The following is a 16,945-nucleotide window of genomic DNA, read 5'->3' as shown; positions in this document are numbered from 1 at the left end:
GTCAGACGCACCGAACGCCACATTGGGTGCGTCTGACGCAACCAACGCCACATTGGGGCGCTTGGGTCAGGAGAGGCGCTCGATGATCAGCGCCATGCCCTGGCCGCCGCCGACGCACATCGTCTCGAGGCCGAACTGCTTGTCGTGGTGCTGCAGGGAGTTGATCAGCGTCGAGGTGATCCGGGCGCCGGTCATGCCGAACGGGTGGCCGACCGCGATCGCGCCGCCGTTGACGTTGAGCCGGTCCAGCTCGATGCCCAGGTCCTGGTAGGACGGGATGACCTGCGCCGCGAACGCCTCGTTGATCTCGACCAGGTCGATGTCGCCGATCGACAGCCCCGCGCGCGAGAGCGCCTGCTTGGACGCCTCGACCGGGCCGTAGCCCATGATCTCCGGCGAAAGCCCGGTGACCCCGGTGGAGACGATCCGCGCCAGCGGCGTCAGGCCCATCTCGCGCGCCTTCGTGTCGGACATGATGACCAGCGCCGCCGCGCCGTCGTTGAGCGCGCAGCAGTTGCCCGCCGTGACCCGGCCGTCCGGGCGGAACACCGGCTTCAGGCCGGAGACGCCGTCCAGGGTGACGCCGGCGCGCGGGCCGTCGTCCTTCGAGACGACCGTGCCGTCCGGGAGCGTGACGGGGGTGATGTCCTTGGCCCAGAAGCCGTCCGCGATGGCCTTCTCGGCCAGGTTCTGCGAGCGGACGCCGAACTCGTCCATCTCCTCGCGCGTGACGCCCTTCAGCCGGGCCAGGTTCTCCGCGGTCTGGCCCATCGCGATGTAGACGTCCGGGACATTGCCCTCGGTGCGCGGGTCGGTCCAGGTGTCGGTGCCGGACTCGGCGGTCGCCTTGGTGCGCGCTTCGGCGTCGGCGAACAGCGGGTTGTGCGTGTCGGGCCAGGAGTCCGAGCTGCCCTTGCCGAACCGGGACACGGTCTCGACGCCGGCCGAGATGAAGACGTCGCCTTCGCCGGCCTTGATCGCGTGGAAGGCCATCCGGGTGGTCTGCAGGCTGGAGGAGCAGTACCGGGTGATCGTGCAGCCGGGCAGGTGGTCGTAGCCCAGCTCGACGGCGACCGCGCGGCCCATGTTGAACCCGGACTCGCCGCCCGGCAGGCCGCAGCCCAGCATCAGGTCGTCGATGTCGGCCGGGTCGAGCTGCGGCACCTTGGCCAGCGCCGCCGTGACCATCTGGGCGGTCAGGTCGTCGGGCCGCATGCCGACCAGCGAGCCCTTGTTGGCCCGCCCGATGGGCGAGCGTGCGGTGGAGACGATGACGGCTTCAGGCATGACGTGACACATCCTCGTATCGCGAGCTAAGCAGTTGCTCACCATACTGCCGGGTACGGCGGCCGGGAGAAAGCCGGAGCGACTGTGAGGTTGCCCGGTCTGCCAGGATCACCGCGTGGGAAACCAGCTCGAGCGGGTGCTGCGGACCAGGACGATCGTGCTGTGGAGCGCCGGTCTGCTGACCGTCGCCGCGCTCGCCGCCACCCTGCTGCTGACGCTGCTGGGCGGTGGTCGCCCGGAGGACTCGGCCCGGCTCGACGCGCTGAAGACCGCGGCCAACATCGTCGTCGGCACCGGGGGTGCCGCGGCCCTGCTGCTCGCCGCGCGGCGGCAGCGGTCGGCCGAGCTGGAGCTGGTGCAGAAGGACCACGACGCCACCGAGCGCCGGATCACCGAGATGTACGGCAAGGCCGCCGACCAGCTCGGCAGCGACAAGGCGCCGGTGCGGCTGGCCGGGCTGTACGCGCTGGAACGGCTCGCCGCCGGTCACCCGGAGCACCGGCAGACGATCGTCAACGTCTTCTGCGCGTACCTGCGGATGCCCCACGACCCCGGCGAGGACGCCGAGGAGCTGCAGGTCCGCAAGGCCGCGCAGCGCATCCTCATGCTGCACCTGCGGCCCGGCCGGGCCGAGCAGCCGAGCGGCGACTTCTGGCCGGACACCGACCTCGACTTCTCCGGCGCCGAGCTGGTCGGGCTGACCCTCACGCACTGCTCGATCCGTTCGATCGTCTGCTTCGAAACGAAGTTTTCCGGGCTGGCCTCGTTCCGCGGGACCGAATTCCGCACCAAGGCCGACTTCAACAAAGCCCTCTTCGCCGATCGCGTCGATTTCCGCGGAACCGTTTTCGGCGGTGAACGCGACAGTTTCAACGGCGCCGTCTTCGCAGGTCCGGCCGATTTCGGGACGAAGTCCGCCGCCCGGCTCGCCGGTGCGCGGGCGAAGCCGGGATTTCCGCGGACCTGGCCGCCGGGCTGGGAAGAACGGCCGATCGCCGGTGAGGCCGGCCAGGCGGAATTGACACGAAAGGACGAACCGGGGCAACCGGCGGCCCGATAGGATCGTCCCACTCGTAAAGGCTCGCCATTCCACTGGGAGGTGAACTGGCGATGATGATGGTCCAGCCTTCCTGGACGTCCCTGTCCCTTCGAACCGGCTGCCCGGCCATCGACGCCGGGCGGAACCTCCGGGACGGGATGACGGCTCAGCGTGTGACGGCCCTCGGGCCGGTGCCGGTGCGGACGAGCGGCTTGGTGGCCGCCTAGGTCCCCGCCGGGCGGCCCGACCCCGCGCTCGCGGCCCGGCATGCCGACGCGCACCCGGAGCCCGCCCCGCGCTGGGTGGACAGCGCCATGGGGACGCCGTTTAGGCTGGCGGTCGTGGAGTACGCAGAGCACATCGCAGACCTCGTGGGCAACACCCCGCTGGTCAAGCTGAACTCGTTGACCAAGGGGCTCAAGCCGCTCGTGCTGGCCAAGGTCGAGTACCTGAACCCGGGTGGCTCGGTCAAGGACCGCATCGCGCTGCGCATGATCGAGGCCGCCGAAGCATCCGGCGAGCTGCGCCCGGGCGGCACGATCGTGGAGCCGACGTCCGGCAACACCGGCGTCGGCCTGGCCATGGTCGCCCAGCGCAAGGGCTACCGGTGCGTGTTCGTCTGCCCGGACAAGGTCAGCGAAGACAAGCGCAACGTGCTCAAGGCGTACGGCGCCCGCGTCGTGGTGTGCCCGACGGCGGTGCCGCCCGAGCACCCGGACTCCTACTACAACGTCTCCGACCGCCTGGTCCGCGAGATCGACGGCGCCTGGAAGCCCAACCAGTACGCCAACCCGCAGAACCCGGAGAGCCACTACCACTCGACCGGCCCCGAGCTGTGGACGCAGACCGAAGGCCGGATCACTCACTTCGTCGCGGGCGTCGGCACCGGCGGCACGATCTCCGGCACCGGCAAGTACCTCAAGGAGATCAGCGACGGCGCCGTGCAGGTCGTCGGCGCCGACCCGGAGGGCTCGGTCTACTCCGGCGGCAGCGGCCGCCCGTACCTGGTCGAAGGTGTCGGCGAGGACTTCTGGCCGGACACCTACGACCGCGACATCGCCGACGAGATCATCCCGGTTTCCGACGCCGACTCCTTCCAGGTCACCCGGCGCCTGGCGCTGGAGGAGGGCCTGCTGGTCGGCGGCTCCTGCGGGATGGCCGTCGCCGCCGCGCTGAAGCTCGCCGAGCGGCTCACCGAGGACGACGTCGTGGTCGTGCTGCTGCCCGACGGCGGCCGCGGCTACCTGACGAAGGTGTTCAACGACACGTGGATGTCCTCCTACGGCTTCCTGCCGCCGGACTCCTCGGGCGCGACGGTCGCCGACGTGCTCACGAAGAAGAGCGGCTCGCTGCCCGATCTGGTGCACTCTCACCCGAACGAGACCGTCGCCGAGGCGATCGCGATCCTCTCCGAATTCAGCGTGAGCCAGATGCCCGTCGTCAGCGCGGAACCGCCGGTGATGGCGGCCGAGGTCGTCGGCGCCGTCAACGAGCGTGACCTGCTCGACGCGCTGTTCACCGGCAAGGCGCAGCTGGCCGACCGGCTCGAGCAGCACATGTCCCCGCCGCTGCCGACGATCGGCGGCAGCGAGCAGGTCGGCGCGGCGATGACCGCGCTCCAGGGGGCCGACGGCGCGCTGGTGCTGGTCGACGGCAAGCCGGCCGGCGTCGTCACCCGGCACGACCTCCTGGGCTTCCTGGCCGGTCGCTGACCACGCCCGAAGAGAGCCTTTATCGGCGGACCCGGCAGGGGCGTTACGAGCGCCCCGCCGGGCGATCCGATAGCGTGGGCGCGAGTAGAACACTTTCGCGTCCTCGTCAAGGGGGTTCAAGACCCACATGAGTGCACCGCAGCCACCGAACCAGCCGTGGGGTGGCGGCCAGCCACCTCAGGGCCCGCCGAGTGGCCCCCAGCCGCAGCAGGACCCGTTCGGCAGCCCCGAACCGACCCAGGTCGTCCAGCCCGCCCAGCCTCAGGGCGGTTCCCCGTTCGGGGAGACGCCGGAGCCGACCCAGGTGGTCCAGCCGGGCCGGCCGGGTGACGGCGGGGCGGGCGCGACCCAGGCGATGCCGCCGGTCGACGCGAACGCGACCCAGATGGTGAACCCGGTCGGCGGCGGCGACGCCCCGGTCGCGGACTCGACGCAGCTGGTGCCCCCGGGCTCCCAGCCGCCGGCGATCCCGTACACCCCGCCGCCGAGCGCGGCCGACAACCCGGCCGCGGCCTTCGGCCAGCAGCCCGGGGGGTACGGCCAGCAGCAGGGCGGCTTCGGGCAGCCGGGCCAGCAGGGCGGGTTCGGCCAGCAGCCGGGCTTCGGCCAGCCGCCGCAGGGGTTCGGTGCCCCCGGTTTCGGTCAGCAGCAGCCCGGCTTCGGCGGGCCGCAGCAGCCGTTCGGCGCGCCGGCTGCGGGCGGCAACGCCCTCTTCGGCTACATCGCCGGTGGCGTCGTCGCCCTGCTGGGTCTGATCGCGCTCATCATCTCGTTCAACTACATGGGCGACGCGAGCGACTACTCCACGATCGTCGGCAGCACGGATTCGGACATCATCCAGAAGGCGCTCGACGCCGCCGGGCTGATCGGCCCGGGGCTGGTCTGGTTCTACGTGATCATGATCCTGCTGGGTTCGCTGATCTCCCTCGCCGGCGGTGTCGGGCTGGCGCTCGCGGGCCGGCTGGGCGGCATCCGGAAGTTCGTCCCGATCGCGGTCGTCGCGGGTGGTGCGCTCCTCGCGGTGTTCGCCCTGCTGCTCAAGATCGGGATGACCCCGAACAGCGACTTCGTCGGCGGGGCGTCCAGCCGGGACACCTTCGGCATCGGGCTGCCTCCGCTGATCCTGGGCGTGCTCATCCTCATCGTGGGCGTGCTCGGGCTCATCCCGGCGACGCAGCAGTTCGTCGGCCTCGGGGCCGGCGGTGCCGCGCCGGGCGGGCCGCAGGGCTTCGGCGGACCGCCGCCGGGCTTCGGTGGCCCGCAGCAGCCGGGCTTCGGCCAGCCGGGTGGGTACGGCGAGCCGGGTCAGCCGGGTGGGTTCGGGCAGCCGGGTGGTTACGGCGAGCCGGGTCAGCCCGGTGGGTTCGGACAGCCCGGTGGGTACGGGCAGCCGGGTCAGCCCGGGCAGCCGGGTCAGCCGGGGTACGGCCAGCCGGGTGGCTACGGCCAGCCGGGCGGGCCCAACCCGTCCAGCGGCGGGTTCCCGCAGCCGTCGAGCGGGGGCTTCCCGCAGCCGGGTCAGCCGGGTGGGTACGGCCAGCCCGGTGGGTACGGCCAGCCGGGTCAGCCCGGGCAGCCGGGTCAGCCGGGTCAGCCGCCGCAGGGCTGGGGCCAGCCGCCGGGGCAGCAGGGCCCGCCGAGCGGCGGGTTCGGCCAGCCCGGCCAGCCCCCGCAGCAGCAGTGGTGAGCTAGGACGCGCATTCGTGCCCCGGAGCCGATTCGGCTCCGGGGCACGTTGCATTTTCCGGGTCCGCAATTGTCCGAAGAGGACAATTGCCGGGGCGGCACCACGGCCGGTAATCGCGTGACCCTATTTCTGCCACTACCGCACAAAAATGATCTTGGGTTCCGCCGTCCGGCCGAATTCCGTTCGCGTTTCGGCTTGATTCCCCCGATTCCGGTTAGGGTGAGCGCCGTGGTCCCGCGCTCGGCAGATGGGGGAGTTGTGACCGGTCCGCACCGATACCCGGTGTCGCATTCGCATTCGTATTCATCGGCTCGGCCATCCGGAGTAACGGCGGTTCTCGCCGGTCTGCTCGGTTTTCCGGCCGCGGTCGCCGCGGGATACGTGCCGGTCAAGATCTTCCTCGACATGCCGGCCGAATTCAGCCTGGGCGCATTGCCGGCTTGGGTGCTGGTGGACCTCGCCGCCTACCTGGTCGCGGGACTGGTGCTGCTCCTCGGATCGCTGGCCACGCTGTTCCGCGCGACGGCGGGGGCGGTCCTCCTCGGCCTGGGCGCCCTGCTGGCCATCGGCGCCCTGCTCACCGAGCCGATGTCGGTCGGCGTGCCGCCGGCCCGCTTCGCGGACGCGATGTTCACCCACGGCGGGTTCGCCATGGTCGACCGCGTCGGCCTGGCGGCGCTCGCGGTGCTCGTGCTGGTGCTGGCGTTCCTGCCGCCGACGTTCCGCTACCTGCGCTACCGCACGTCGGTGGTCCCGGCGCTGTCCGGCCAGGGCGCGTATTCGTCCCGGAGCTGGTGAGTGCCGGTCACGGCCCCGCCCCGCGCGGCCACGGCGATCGCCGCCGGCGTGCTCGCGGTGCTCGACGGCGTGTGGTTCCTGCTGGGCACCTTCTGGTGGAGCCTCGTCACGGGGCTGGGCCACAGCGACCTGCTGGTCCCCGGTCAGATCGCCGACGCGGTCATCGGGCTGCTCCTCGTCCTCGGCGGGGTGTCCCTGCTCGCGCGCGTGGCGGCGGGCCGGGTGCTGTGCCTGTTCGCGGCGGGCCTGGCGCTCGTCGCCACCGTCGTCGACGCGGTGCTCCGCAGCCGGCTCGTCCTCTTCCTCGTGGGCGGCCCCACCGGGCTGGGCGACCCGCTGGTGCGCGGGATCGTCATCTCGACGCCGCTCGTCGTGCTGCTGGTGCTCGCGGCCTTGCCGGCCACCCGCCGCTGGACACACCGCTGAGATCCATCCCACCTGACGGGAATGTCAGGGGTGGCCCGTACGCTGAACCAATGGTGGACGACTACTCCGTACTAGGCTTCGAGACCCGCGCCATCCACGCCGGTCAGAAGCCCGACCCCCGCACCGGCGCGGTGATCGTGCCGATCTACCAGACCTCGACCTACGCGCAGGACGGCGTGGGCGGGACCCGCGAGGGCGACTACGAGTACTCGCGCACCGCGAACCCGACCCGCTCGGCGCTGGAGGAGGCGCTGGCCTCGCTGGAAGGCGGCCGGCACGCGCTGGCCTTCGCGTCCGGCATGGCCGCCTCCGACGTGGTGCTGCGCAGTACCCTGCGCCCCGGTGACCACCTCGTGCTCGGCAACGACGCGTACGGCGGCACGTTCCGCCTGATCGACAAGGTGCTCAGCCTGTGGGGCGTCGAGCACACCGTCGCCGACCTGGCGAACCTCGACGAGGTGCGCGCCGCGATCCGGCCCGAGACCAAGCTCGTCTGGTGCGAGTCGCCGACCAACCCGATGCTCGGCATCGCCGACATCGCCGCGCTGGCCGGGGTCGCGCACGACGCCGGTGCCCGCCTGGTCGTCGACAACACCTTCGCGACGCCGTACCTGCAGAACCCGCTGGCCCTGGGCGCGGACATCGTCCTGCACTCGACCACCAAGTACCTCGGCGGCCACTCCGACGTCGTCGGCGGCGCGATCATCACGAACGAAGACGAGCTGCGCGAGCAGTTCTTCTACCTGCGCAACGCCGCGGGCGCGGTGCCGGGGCCGTTCGACGCGTGGCTGACCCTGCGCGGCATCAAGACCCTCGCCCTGCGCATGGAGCGCCACAGCGACAACGCCGAGAAGATCGTCCAGGCCCTGGTCAAGCACCCGAAGGTGGCGAAGGTCTACTACCCGGGTCTGCCGGAGCACCCGGGCCACGAGACGGCCGCGAAGCAGATGCGCCGCTTCGGCGGGATGGTGTCCTTCAGCCACGTGGACGGCGAAGCGGCGGCCCTGGAAGTGGCGAGCCGCACGAAGCTGTTCATCCTCGCCGAGTCGCTCGGCGGCATCGAGTCGCTGATCGAGCACCCGGGCAAGATGACCCACGCCAGCACGGCCGGCTCGACCCTCCAGGTCCCGGCCGACCTGCTCCGTCTCTCGGTCGGCATCGAGGACGGCCGCGACCTGGTGGCGGACCTGCTGGCCGCCCTGGGCTGACGCTCGAGCACCCACGTCGAGGCCGCCGCCGTAGAGCCGCTCCACCCGGAGCGTGATCACCACGCGGCGGTCCTCGACGATGTTCCGCAGGAAACGCGGCTTCCGCCTCGGGGTCGCGGAACGGCGCCTGCATCGCGAGGCAGCGCCCGGCCGTCGACCCGATCCGCACCACGCGCTCGTCCGAATCCCAGGCGTAGGCGACCGCGTCCCCGATGATCATCGGGGATCCGCAGGTCAGGGGCTGTAGTTCCCGTGCACGACACCGCCGGGCGACGACGTGCCGGTGGCCGGCAGCTTCGCGCCGTCGACACAGCCGCCGACGAGCTCGACGTGGCTGTCGTGGCGGATGTACTGGGCCGGCGACCCGCAGGACGCGCTGTCCACCGTGATGTACGCGGCACCGGTGAGCGCGGCGGCCGAGGCCAGCCCGATGACCAGCGGCAGCAGACCGGCTGAGCGGGTGGCGCGCGCCCGTCGGGCCGGATCCGCGTCGTTCCCCGCTGCCATGGTTGCTCCTTGTTTACCGCGTGTTGACGCGACCCAGGGTACCCGGCTCACGGTCCACTCAACCTGTGGAGTTCCTGAGTGGCATAGTCCGGCCCATGGAACTCGTCACCCTCGAGCGGATCCAGGCCGCCCGGGAACTCCTCAAAGGAGTGACCCGGGTGACGCCGATGGAGCACGCGCGCGACCTGCGCAAGCTTCACGGCGGTCCGGTGTACCTGAAGTGCGAAAACCTGCAGCGGACGGGGTCGTTCAAGATCCGTGGCGCCTACACGCGCATCCACGGCCTGACCGAGGCCGAACGCGACCGGGGCGTCGTCGCCGCCAGCGCCGGCAACCACGCGCAGGGCGTCGCGCTGGCGTCGTCGCTGCTCGGCGCCAAGTCCACCGTCTTCATGCCGCTGCGGGCCCCGTTGCCGAAGCTGGCCGCCACTCGCGGCTACGGCGCCGACGTTCACCTGCACGGCGCGCTCCTGGAGGAGACGCTCCACGCCGCGATCGAGTTCGGCGAGCGGACCGGCGCGGTGTTCATCCACCCCTTCGACCACCCGGACGTCATCGCCGGCCAGGGCACGGTCGGCCTCGAGATCCTCGAGCAGGTGCCGGGCGTGAAGACCATCCTGGTCGCCACCGGCGGCGGCGGGCTGGTCGGCGGGGTCGCCTCGGCGGTGAAGGCGCTGCGCCCGGACGTCCGCGTCGTCGGCGTCCAGGCCGAGGAGGCCGCGGCTTACCCGCCGTCGCTGGCCGCGGGCGCGCCGGTGCGGCTGAGCACGACGTCGACGATGGCCGACGGGATCGCGGTCGGCGAACCCGGCCTGGTCAGCTTCGCGCACGTCGAGTCGCTGGTCGACGACGTCGTGACGGTCTCCGAGCAGTTCCTGTCCCGCGCGGTGCTGCTGTGCCTGGAGCGCCGGAAGCTGGTGGTCGAGCCGGCCGGCGCCGCGACGGTCGCCGCGCTGCTGCAGCACCCCGGGATCTTCGAGCCCCCGGTGGTGGCGGTTCTCTCGGGCGGCAACGTCGATCCGGTGCTTTTGCTGCAGATCATCCAGCACGGCATGACGGCCGGCGGCCGCTACCTGCGCCTTCACCTGCGGGTCCCGGACCGCCCGGGCTCGCTGGTGGGCGTGCTGTCGTGCGTCAGCGAGCTGGGCGCGAACGTGCTCGACGTCGAGCATTCGCGCATCTCCGGCAGCCTCGACCTCGGCGAGGCCGACGTCGTGCTGGCGCTGGAGACCCGCGGCCCCGAGCACTGCAAAGAGGTCGAGTTCGCGCTGACAAACGCCGGCTACACCGTGGTCTGAGGAGGTTCTCCCGTGATGGCCGCTAGGGCCAGGTCCTTGGCGGTCTCCGGGACTTCCGACGGCGCGGTGAAGCGCCGGGCCCGGATGTGGGCGACCAGGTCCGGGTCCGGCGGCACGCCGTGCTCACGCAGGTAGTACGCCACCGCGCCGGGCCAGGCCCAGGCCCCGTCGGTGCGGAAGTTCATCGGCACGGCGTCCGCGCGGTCCGGTGCGAAGGCGTCCGGGCCGTTGCTGCGCGAGGCCAGGATGACCGGCGCCGCGTCGAGGTAGGCGAGCACTCGCTCGGCTTCCGCCGGGATCAGCGGCGCGCGCCGGACCAGCGGCTTGCCCGACGCGTCGAGGCCGTCGTAGATCCGCGGCGTGCGCACCTCGCCGGCGGCGGCCGGCGCGGTCAGCCCCGCGCGCTCCCGCAGCCAGGCCGGGATGTGCTCGTCGGCGCGCGGGAAGAACCGCAGCTCGTCCTGGAACCCGATCGGCGGCGGCTCCTGCCGGAACGGCGGTTCGAGGTCGGGCCGCACGAAGTCGACGTCGGGCGGCTGCGCCGGCTCGAACACGAGGATCGCGCCCAGCCAGGTGCCGAAGCCGGGCTGGTACATGCCCGACCGCAGCACCCCGAGCAGCCGCACCGCTTCCGGATGCGGCTGGCCGGGCCGGGGCACGCCGTCCGGCCCGGTCACCAGCAGGTCGGTCTCGACGTGCCGCCCGGCGGCCCGGTATTCGACGCGCACCTGCCGCCACCCCGGCGGCACCTGCGCGGTCAGCACCGCGCCGACCTGGCGGACGATCTCCTGCTGCTGGTCCGGGCGCAGCGGCCCCGGTGGCTGGGTCATGACGCGGAACTCCCGGTGTCAGTTGCCCTCCGCGCGAGCCGCTTCGAGCCCGGCGCGGTACCAGTCCGGCATGGACGCCTCGTCGCGCGGGAAGCGCTCCTGCTCGGTCGCGAACTCGCCCGGCGCCGGCGGCGGCTGGAAGTCCGGCTGGTTCTCGTAGTTGTACTGGATGGTGAAGCGCGACGGCGGTTCGAGCGTGTAGCGCGCGGAGAACCAGGTGCCCTCGTTCTCGGTGTACATCCCGCCGCGCAGCCGCTGGAAGGCGCGCCACACCTCGGCGGGCGGGTCCCAGACACGTTCCTGGCCGTCCGGCCCGGTCAGGCCGACGGCGACGTCGATGTTCCGGCCGACCGCGCGGAAGTCGATCATCAGCTGCCGCCAGCCGGGCGACAGCGCGTCGACCAGCGCCTTCGTGATTCCGTCCAGCTCTTCCTTCTGCTGGATCGGGTCGAGCAGCGGCCAAACGGGCATGCGCGGGTTCCTCCTAGTGGTTCGGGGCGGGGCCATCATGGCACGGCGGGCGGGGTCCGCTGCTGTTCGAGCTGCTCGCCCTCGGCGAGCAGTTCCCGCAGCCACGGCGGGATGTGGGTGTCTTCGCGGGGGAACGCTTCGAGGTCCCGCGAGAACGCGGTGGGGTGCAGCGGCGGCCACCAGCGGGGGTCTTCGTCGTAGTTGTAGCGGAATTCCGGCGCGACGCCCGCCCGCAGCTCGACGGTCGCGGAAAACCACGTGCCCCGGCCGGGTTCGTACATCCGCGCCCGCAGCTGCTCGAAGCCGTCCTTGACCTCCGGTGGCGTGACCATCGACCCGTTGCGGCCGTCGGCCAGCTTCACCTGGAGCGCGTAGTCGTCGGCGAGCACGGTCGAGGAAACGGTGAGCGTGATCCGCGCCCAGCCCGCGGGCGCGCTGCCCGCGAGCGCGGCGGCGATCCCGCCGGTGAGGTCGTCAAGCATCGGCGCTCTCGCTTCCGTACGGGGTCTTCGGGCCGTAGTTGATCTTCGACGGGTCGTTCTTGAACACGCGCTCCTGGGTCTCCCGCGAGAGCTCGATCGGCTTGCCGTTCGCGTCGAGCACGAGTTCGCCGTCCGCGTCGACTTCGTAGGTGACCTTCTGCCAGCGCATGGTGACTTCCGCGGGAACGCCGCCGGGCAGCTCGCCGGTGGTCCGGACCTGGTAGTTCTCGATCTCGTGGCCGGGCCGGGCGGCGTACTCGCCGAGCGCGACCTCCTGACGGCGCCACGACGCGTCGTGGATCCAGCCGTCGCGGTTGTTGCCGCTGTTGGACGCCGCCATCTGCGAGTGCATGTTGACGTACTCGCCGGGCCCGCCCATCTCGTTGGCCGCGAAGTGCCCTCCGGCCCACTTGACCTGGTCGTAGTCGGCGTCGCCCCGGAACGCCTTGCGGCCTTCGCCGCCGGAGCGGTTCTGCGACGCGGTGTCGCGGAAGTCCTCGTTCTGGCCGCCGAAGTGCGGCTCGCCCGACATCGCGACCGGCCGGCCGTGGTCGCCGATCTGGAAGTCCCAGTGCTTGTTCGCGTCGTGGAAGTTGGCCACCCGGTACTGCGTGCCGGGGAGCAGCGGATAGCGCAGATCGGGGTTGTGGAACGGCGCCTGCGTGCCGGGCGTCGCCTCGACGTGCGTCACCCGGCCTTGCGAGTCGGTGAAGAAGTGGGTGGTGGCACCGTTCTTGTAGGTCACGTTGTACTGCGCGTCCGCCGCCAGCGGACGTTCCCCGCGCAGGACCTGCGGGACACCGTCTTCGGTGAGCTTCGAGTTGCGCGTCCGCGGCTCGAGGTCCTCGATCTCCCTCGGCGACTCGATCGGCGGGTGGTCGCCGGGCCGGTCCCGATGGCCGGCGTAGTGGCTGTCCTCGTGCCGGTCGAAGGTGACGAACCGTTCGTCGAACTCCCGCGTGTTCCGCGGAATCGACCGCGGCTGCGGGACGTCGTCGTAGGGCAGCTGCTGCTGGTCGGGGGTGTCGTTGTCCCCGCGGTGCTGCGCGCTGTCGGCATCGACGTCGTGCTGGTCGCCGTGGTGGCTTTCGGGCGCGAAGCCGTCATCGCCCGCGCGGTGCGTCGAGCCGTCGGGGTGGTGGGTGTTCCACTCGCCGTCCGGCGGGATCCGGGGCCGCATCCGCCCATCGGGGCCGATCTCGTAGTCGGAGGAGAAGACGCGGCCGTGCGAGTCCGTCCAGGCGGGCTTGGTCGGCGCCATGACCTCGGTGTCGAGCTCCCGCGAGAGCCGGTGCGCGAAGTCGTTGGAGCTGGCATCACACCCGATCAGCCGGATCGGGCGCCCGTCGTAGTCCCCGTTGCGCCGCAGGATGTCGGCGAATTCCTCGGGGGTGTAGAGGCGGTCGCCGATCCGTGCGTGGCCGTCGGGGGTGACGTGCACATCGACGGTGTAGCGGCCATCGGGGTCGGGCTGGACGCGGTGGGGAAGGTCGCCCATGTCCGGGTCGCCGGCGTGGTAGGAGCTGCCGGAGGGGGTGCTTTCGGCGTGGCGCGCGTTGACCTCGTCGGGGGTGAGGGGGTCGTGGTGCGGGGTGGCGCCGTCGTGGGGTGTGTTGTCGTGGGGCGTGTTTTCGTGCGGGTTCTGGTGGGTGCCGTTCTCGTGCGGGGTGTTCTGGCGGGGGCCGTTCTCGTGTGGGGCGCGCTCGTGGGGGCCGTTCTGGTGAGGGCCGCTTTGCTGCGGGGTGCGTTCGCGCGGGCCGGGACCGCTTTCGTGCGGCCGGGCGCCGGGAGCGCGCGTGTCGGGGCCATGCGTCCCGGGCCCGAACCCCCGGGCGGCGGGAGCGGGAGCATCCGGAGTCCGCGGACGGCCACCGCCGGGCAGTTCCCCGCCGGCACGCGGCCGGCCTGGTGCGTCGACGTGCGCGCCTGGGCTGCCGGGGGTCCCGGTCCAGCCCGAGCCGCCCCCGGTGCGCGGGGAACCCCCGCCGAGGCCGCCACCGGCCCCACCGCCGGGCGGCAGGCCACCGCCGCCCATCATCGGAGCGCCACCCTGAGACGGGACAGAGGCACCATCCCCACCCCGAGCCGCGGGGACGGCGGCCCCGGGCTCCCCGGTCCGCGAAGGGGCGGGAGCGGTCCCACTGGCCGCGGTGGACCCGTCAACCCGAGGCGGCGCGGCACTGCTGGGCGAGTCGGCCCCGGAGTGCGAGCTGTCCCCAGCCCGAGAGGACGAGCTGGCGTGCGAGGGAGTGTTGTCCCCGGCCCGGGAGGGAGTGTTGTCCCCGGAGTGCGAAGGGGTGTTGTCGCCAGCATGCGAAGGCGCGCTGTCGCCGCCGCGCGAGGGACTGCTGTCGCCGCCGCGCGAAGGCGCGCTGTCGCTGGCGTGTGAGGGTGTGCTGTCGCTGCCGCGTGTGGGCGAGGGGCTGTTGTCTCCAGCATGCGAAGGGGTGCTGTCGCTGCCACGTGAGGGGCTGCTGTCCCCGGCGCGCGAGGGCGTGCTGTCGCTGCCACGTGTCGGCGAAGGGTTGCCGTCGCCGGTGTGCGAAGGCGTGCTGTCGCTGCCACGTGTCGGCGAGGGGCTGCTGTCCCCGGCGTGCGAAGGGGTGCCGCCGCGAGCCGGCGACGGGCTGCCGTCGCCGGTGTGCGAGGGAGTGCTGTCCCCACCCTGCACCGCCGATGGGCTCGAATCGCCCGACCGAGTCGGCGAAGCGCTCGAATCGCCCGCTCGCGACGGAGAACCATCCGCGGCGCGCGAAGCAGAACCGTCCCCCGCGTGGGACGGCGAACCCTGCGGAGCCGACCCCTCACCCGCATGGGACGGCGAACCGTCGTCCGACCGGGCCGCCGATGGCGATCCCTCTCCGTCGCCGGTGTGGGATGGCGAACCGTCGCTCTCCGGGGTACTCGACCCGTCGCGGCTCGAACTCCGGCGGGACCCCGGATCCGTGTTCATCGGATCAGAACTCGGCGAATCCCCTCCGCCGCTCGAGGAAGAACCGGAGGAATCCCCGGCGGAACCGCCCTCCGGACCGTCCTCGCCGTGCGATCCGCCGTGCGCCCGGCCGTGGACCCCGCCTCCCTCCTTCGGGATCTTCCGGACGAACCCGCCCTCCTTGACCTTCAGCCCGTCCAGGCCGCTGACCTTGCCCAGCACCTTCCCGAAGACCTTCGCGATCTTCTCGAACAGGTCCACCAGCTTCGACAGCAGCGGCGACACTTTCCGGATCGTGTCCGTCAGCTTCTTGAGCAGCTCGCCGATCTTCTTGCCCCACTTGGCGATCGCCGCCGACGCCTGGGCGACCACCACCGGTGTCCCGAAGCCGAGGGAGAAGACTTCCTCCATCACCCACGCGATGAGCTTGCCCACCAGGTCCGCGATCAGCTGCCGCACGGTCTCGCGCACGAACGACACGACCTGGCCCATGATCATGGTGACCGTGCTGATCGCACCCGCCACTGTCGCCGCGCCCGAGAGTGCGTCCGAGTGCTCTGCGGCGAACGCGCGGTACGCGTCCGCGCCCGCTCCCGTCCAGCCCGTCGTGCCGTTCTTGACCGCGTTGTCGAAGTCCGTTTTCCGCTCGCCCAGCGCCTTCGAGACGTTGCCCCAGGTGTCCGCATAGGACTGGATCACCGGCGGGTTGCCCGCCACCGAATCCAGCATGTCCTTCAGCGGCTGTACGTGTTCCATCAGGAACGACGCCACCGATGACATCAGGTACCCGAACGGGTCGATCGCCGCGCCGGCGATCTCGCCCGCCAGCGACAGCACGCCCAGGCCGCCGGACACCCAGTCGCCGTCCTTGATGCCGTTGAACGCGTCCATCGACGACTCGGCGATGCCGATGCCGCCGGCCCAGCCGTAGTCGCCGTTGCCCGCCGTGAACGCGCCCGGCCCGTCCGGGTCCTTCTTGGCGTCCGCGACGAGCGGGTTCCCCTCCGGCATCACGCACCGCCCGCGGACTTGTTCAGGTCGTCGGCGACGCCCGTCTCGTACCGGCGGTAGGCCGCCGCGGCCTCGCGGACCTTGCCCGACACCGCCGTCATCGCCTGCACGGCATCCTTGAGTGCGTCGATCCCGTACTGCTCCACCGGGTCCAGCATCATCCGGAACGGCTGGCAGAGGATGCCGTACGCGTCGGTCGGCATGCTCACCTGGTTCGCCGCGTCGACGGCCTGCTGCAGCCCGTCACCGATGGCGTCGAGCTGCTTGGCGTGCGCCGTCAGGTCGGTGCTGAGTTCCACGTCCGTCATCGGTTTCCCCCTCAGGAAAGGATCGACCCGCCGAAGTCGTCGTCATCGTCGTCGGCCGGACGGCGGCGGCGCGGCGGCTGCGGCTGCTGCGGTGGCGCGGGCGGCGGGATGCGCGGTGGCTCGTCGGTCTCCTCCGGCAGGAACCGGCGGACGCGGTCGGGCTCCGGGAACGCCGGCTCGGCCTCGGGCGGCGGCGCCGGGAACGTGCTCTGCGCCTCGCGGACGATCTCCGCCGCGGCCTGGTCGCCGGTGCCGGTGGTTTCGGTCATGGCCTGCTGCAGCAGCTCGGGGATCCGCGCCTGCGCCCGCTGCACCAGCTGCATCACCTGCGCCGACACCTCGGCCATCCGCTTGCCGGCCGCGGTTTCGGCGATGACGAGGTTCTTCAGCAGGCCGCGCGAATCGATCGTCACCTGGACAGTGCCGTCCTTCGACCGCTCGGTGACCGTCTGGCCCTGCATGCGCTCGGCCAGCGCCTGGTATCGGGCGGCGTTCTCCTCGAGCCGCTTGGTCCAGTTGTCGATCATCGCGTCGCTGGCGTCGATGCTGTCCGGCATCCCGGCCCCCTTCCCTCCACCCACACAGACGGAGCCGGGACGCCGACGGTTCCCGAATCACGTCAAAGGCCACCATAGGGGGACCCGGAGATCTCCTACAGTGGCCTTTGCCGAGACGAGATGTCAGAGGTTGCCGCGGCGCTCCTGCTCACGCTCGATCGCCTCGAACAGCGCCTTGAAGTTGCCCTTGCCGAAGCCGAGCGAGCCGTGGCGCTCGATCAGCTCGTAGAACACGGTCGGGCGGTCGCCGATCGGCTTGGTGAAGATCTGCAGCAGGTAGCCGTCCTCGTCGCGGTCGACCAGGATGCTGTGCTCCTTGAGCGTCTCGATCGGCACGCGGACGTTGCCGATCCGGGCGCGCAGCTCCGGGTCGTCGTAGTAGGAGTCCGGGG

Annotated in this window: 15 protein-coding genes and 1 pseudogene; 7 read left to right on the top strand and 9 right to left on the bottom strand. The window is 71.7% G+C overall.

Annotation, left to right across the window (positions count from 1 at the left end; genetic code table 11):
• Positions 1 to 66: 66 nt before the first annotated feature.
• The gene (locus ACWEVN_RS36990) at positions 67 to 1,287 is read right to left on the bottom strand and encodes an acetyl-CoA C-acetyltransferase (RefSeq protein WP_452054374.1); all 1,221 of its coding nucleotides are present in this window, start codon (positions 1,285 to 1,287) and stop codon (positions 67 to 69) included.
• A 115-nt stretch (positions 1,288 to 1,402) separates the two neighbouring features.
• Between ACWEVN_RS36990 and ACWEVN_RS36985 the strand changes: the two genes are divergently transcribed.
• From ACWEVN_RS36985 to ACWEVN_RS36960, 6 genes are all read left to right on the top strand, one after another.
• Positions 1,403 to 2,347, top strand: coding sequence for a pentapeptide repeat-containing protein (locus ACWEVN_RS36985; RefSeq protein ID WP_452054373.1), 945 nt, complete (start codon positions 1,403 to 1,405; stop codon positions 2,345 to 2,347).
• A 320-nt stretch (positions 2,348 to 2,667) separates the two neighbouring features.
• Positions 2,668 to 4,038 carry a cystathionine beta-synthase gene (locus ACWEVN_RS36980; protein ID WP_452054372.1) on the top strand — a complete coding sequence of 457 codons (1,371 nt, stop codon included), beginning with the start codon at positions 2,668 to 2,670 and terminating at the stop codon, positions 4,036 to 4,038.
• Between the two features lie 127 nt (positions 4,039 to 4,165).
• A complete protein-coding gene (locus ACWEVN_RS36975; protein WP_452054371.1) occupies positions 4,166 to 5,725 on the top strand; it encodes a hypothetical protein in 1,560 nt (519 codons plus the stop codon).
• Positions 5,726 to 6,106: 381 nt separating this feature from the next.
• A complete protein-coding gene (locus ACWEVN_RS36970) occupies positions 6,107 to 6,523 on the top strand; it encodes a hypothetical protein (protein ID WP_449679212.1) in 417 nt (138 codons plus the stop codon).
• The gene (locus tag ACWEVN_RS36965; protein ID WP_452054370.1) at positions 6,524 to 6,949 is read left to right on the top strand and encodes a hypothetical protein; all 426 of its coding nucleotides are present in this window, start codon (positions 6,524 to 6,526) and stop codon (positions 6,947 to 6,949) included.
• A gap of 50 nt (positions 6,950 to 6,999) precedes the next feature.
• Entirely contained in the window at positions 7,000 to 8,157 is a 1,158-nt protein-coding gene (locus ACWEVN_RS36960; RefSeq protein ID WP_310973619.1) for a cystathionine gamma-synthase, read from the top strand.
• Between the two features lie 234 nt (positions 8,158 to 8,391).
• Here ACWEVN_RS36960 and ACWEVN_RS36955 read toward each other — a convergent pair whose 3' ends face one another.
• Positions 8,392 to 8,664, bottom strand: a complete 273-nt coding sequence (locus tag ACWEVN_RS36955) for a hypothetical protein (RefSeq protein WP_449684678.1) — start codon at positions 8,662 to 8,664, stop codon at positions 8,392 to 8,394.
• A 95-nt stretch (positions 8,665 to 8,759) separates the two neighbouring features.
• Here ACWEVN_RS36955 and ilvA point away from each other — a divergent pair, with 95 nt between their 5' ends.
• Positions 8,760 to 9,962, top strand: a complete 1,203-nt coding sequence (gene ilvA, locus ACWEVN_RS36950; RefSeq protein ID WP_449679209.1) for a threonine ammonia-lyase — start codon at positions 8,760 to 8,762, stop codon at positions 9,960 to 9,962.
• Here ilvA and ACWEVN_RS36945 read toward each other — a convergent pair.
• The 7 genes and pseudogenes from ACWEVN_RS36945 to ACWEVN_RS36915 all read right to left on the bottom strand — a co-directional run.
• Complete coding sequence (locus ACWEVN_RS36945; RefSeq protein WP_452054369.1) at positions 9,947 to 10,792, bottom strand: ferredoxin; 846 nt, start codon at positions 10,790 to 10,792, stop codon at positions 9,947 to 9,949. The genes ilvA and ACWEVN_RS36945 overlap by 16 nt on opposite strands.
• A gap of 18 nt (positions 10,793 to 10,810) precedes the next feature.
• Entirely contained in the window at positions 10,811 to 11,263 is a 453-nt protein-coding gene (locus ACWEVN_RS36940) for a hypothetical protein (protein ID WP_449684676.1), read from the bottom strand.
• Positions 11,264 to 11,298: 35 nt separating this feature from the next.
• The gene (locus ACWEVN_RS36935; RefSeq protein WP_449684675.1) at positions 11,299 to 11,745 is read right to left on the bottom strand and encodes a hypothetical protein; all 447 of its coding nucleotides are present in this window, start codon (positions 11,743 to 11,745) and stop codon (positions 11,299 to 11,301) included.
• On the bottom strand, positions 11,738 to 15,688 hold the full coding sequence (locus tag ACWEVN_RS36930; RefSeq protein WP_452054368.1) for a hypothetical protein: 3,951 nt from the start codon (positions 15,686 to 15,688) through the stop codon (positions 11,738 to 11,740). Before ACWEVN_RS36930 ends, ACWEVN_RS36935 begins: the two co-directional genes overlap by 8 nt.
• Complete coding sequence (locus ACWEVN_RS36925) at positions 15,688 to 15,996, bottom strand: type VII secretion target (RefSeq protein ID WP_310973606.1); 309 nt, start codon at positions 15,994 to 15,996, stop codon at positions 15,688 to 15,690. The genes ACWEVN_RS36930 and ACWEVN_RS36925 overlap by 1 nt, the downstream gene beginning before the upstream one ends.
• 11 nt (positions 15,997 to 16,007) lie before the next feature.
• A complete protein-coding gene (locus ACWEVN_RS36920) occupies positions 16,008 to 16,553 on the bottom strand; it encodes a YbaB/EbfC family nucleoid-associated protein (protein ID WP_452054367.1) in 546 nt (181 codons plus the stop codon).
• A gap of 123 nt (positions 16,554 to 16,676) precedes the next feature.
• A pseudogene (locus ACWEVN_RS36915) lies at positions 16,677 to 16,945 on the bottom strand (4-hydroxyphenylpyruvate dioxygenase); the annotation flags it as partial.

The sequence above is a fragment of the Amycolatopsis sp. NPDC003861 genome (assembly GCF_053605405.1).
This window is presented reverse-complemented; position numbering and strand designations above follow the sequence as displayed.

Bases quoted from the DNA above. Each gene is read 5' to 3' on its own strand.
- ilvA (WP_449679209.1), top strand. From the start codon at position 8,760: ATGGAACTCGTCACCCTCGAGCGGATCCAGGCCGCCCGGGAACTCCTC.
- ACWEVN_RS36920 (WP_452054367.1), bottom strand. From the start codon at position 16,553: ATGCCGGACAGCATCGACGCCAGCGACGCGATGATCGACAACTGGACC.
- ACWEVN_RS36975 (WP_452054371.1), top strand. From the start codon at position 4,166: ATGAGTGCACCGCAGCCACCGAACCAGCCGTGGGGTGGCGGCCAGCCA.
- ACWEVN_RS36945 (WP_452054369.1), bottom strand. From the start codon at position 10,792: ATGACCCAGCCACCGGGGCCGCTGCGCCCGGACCAGCAGCAGGAGATC.
- ACWEVN_RS36990 (WP_452054374.1), bottom strand. From the start codon at position 1,287: ATGCCTGAAGCCGTCATCGTCTCCACCGCACGCTCGCCCATCGGGCGG.
- ACWEVN_RS36940 (WP_449684676.1), bottom strand. From the start codon at position 11,263: ATGCCCGTTTGGCCGCTGCTCGACCCGATCCAGCAGAAGGAAGAGCTG.
- ACWEVN_RS36955 (WP_449684678.1), bottom strand. From the start codon at position 8,664: ATGGCAGCGGGGAACGACGCGGATCCGGCCCGACGGGCGCGCGCCACC.
- ACWEVN_RS36925 (WP_310973606.1), bottom strand. From the start codon at position 15,996: ATGACGGACGTGGAACTCAGCACCGACCTGACGGCGCACGCCAAGCAG.
- ACWEVN_RS36935 (WP_449684675.1), bottom strand. From the start codon at position 11,745: ATGCTTGACGACCTCACCGGCGGGATCGCCGCCGCGCTCGCGGGCAGC.
- ACWEVN_RS36960 (WP_310973619.1), top strand. From the start codon at position 7,000: ATGGTGGACGACTACTCCGTACTAGGCTTCGAGACCCGCGCCATCCAC.
- ACWEVN_RS36930 (WP_452054368.1), bottom strand. From the start codon at position 15,688: ATGCCGGAGGGGAACCCGCTCGTCGCGGACGCCAAGAAGGACCCGGAC.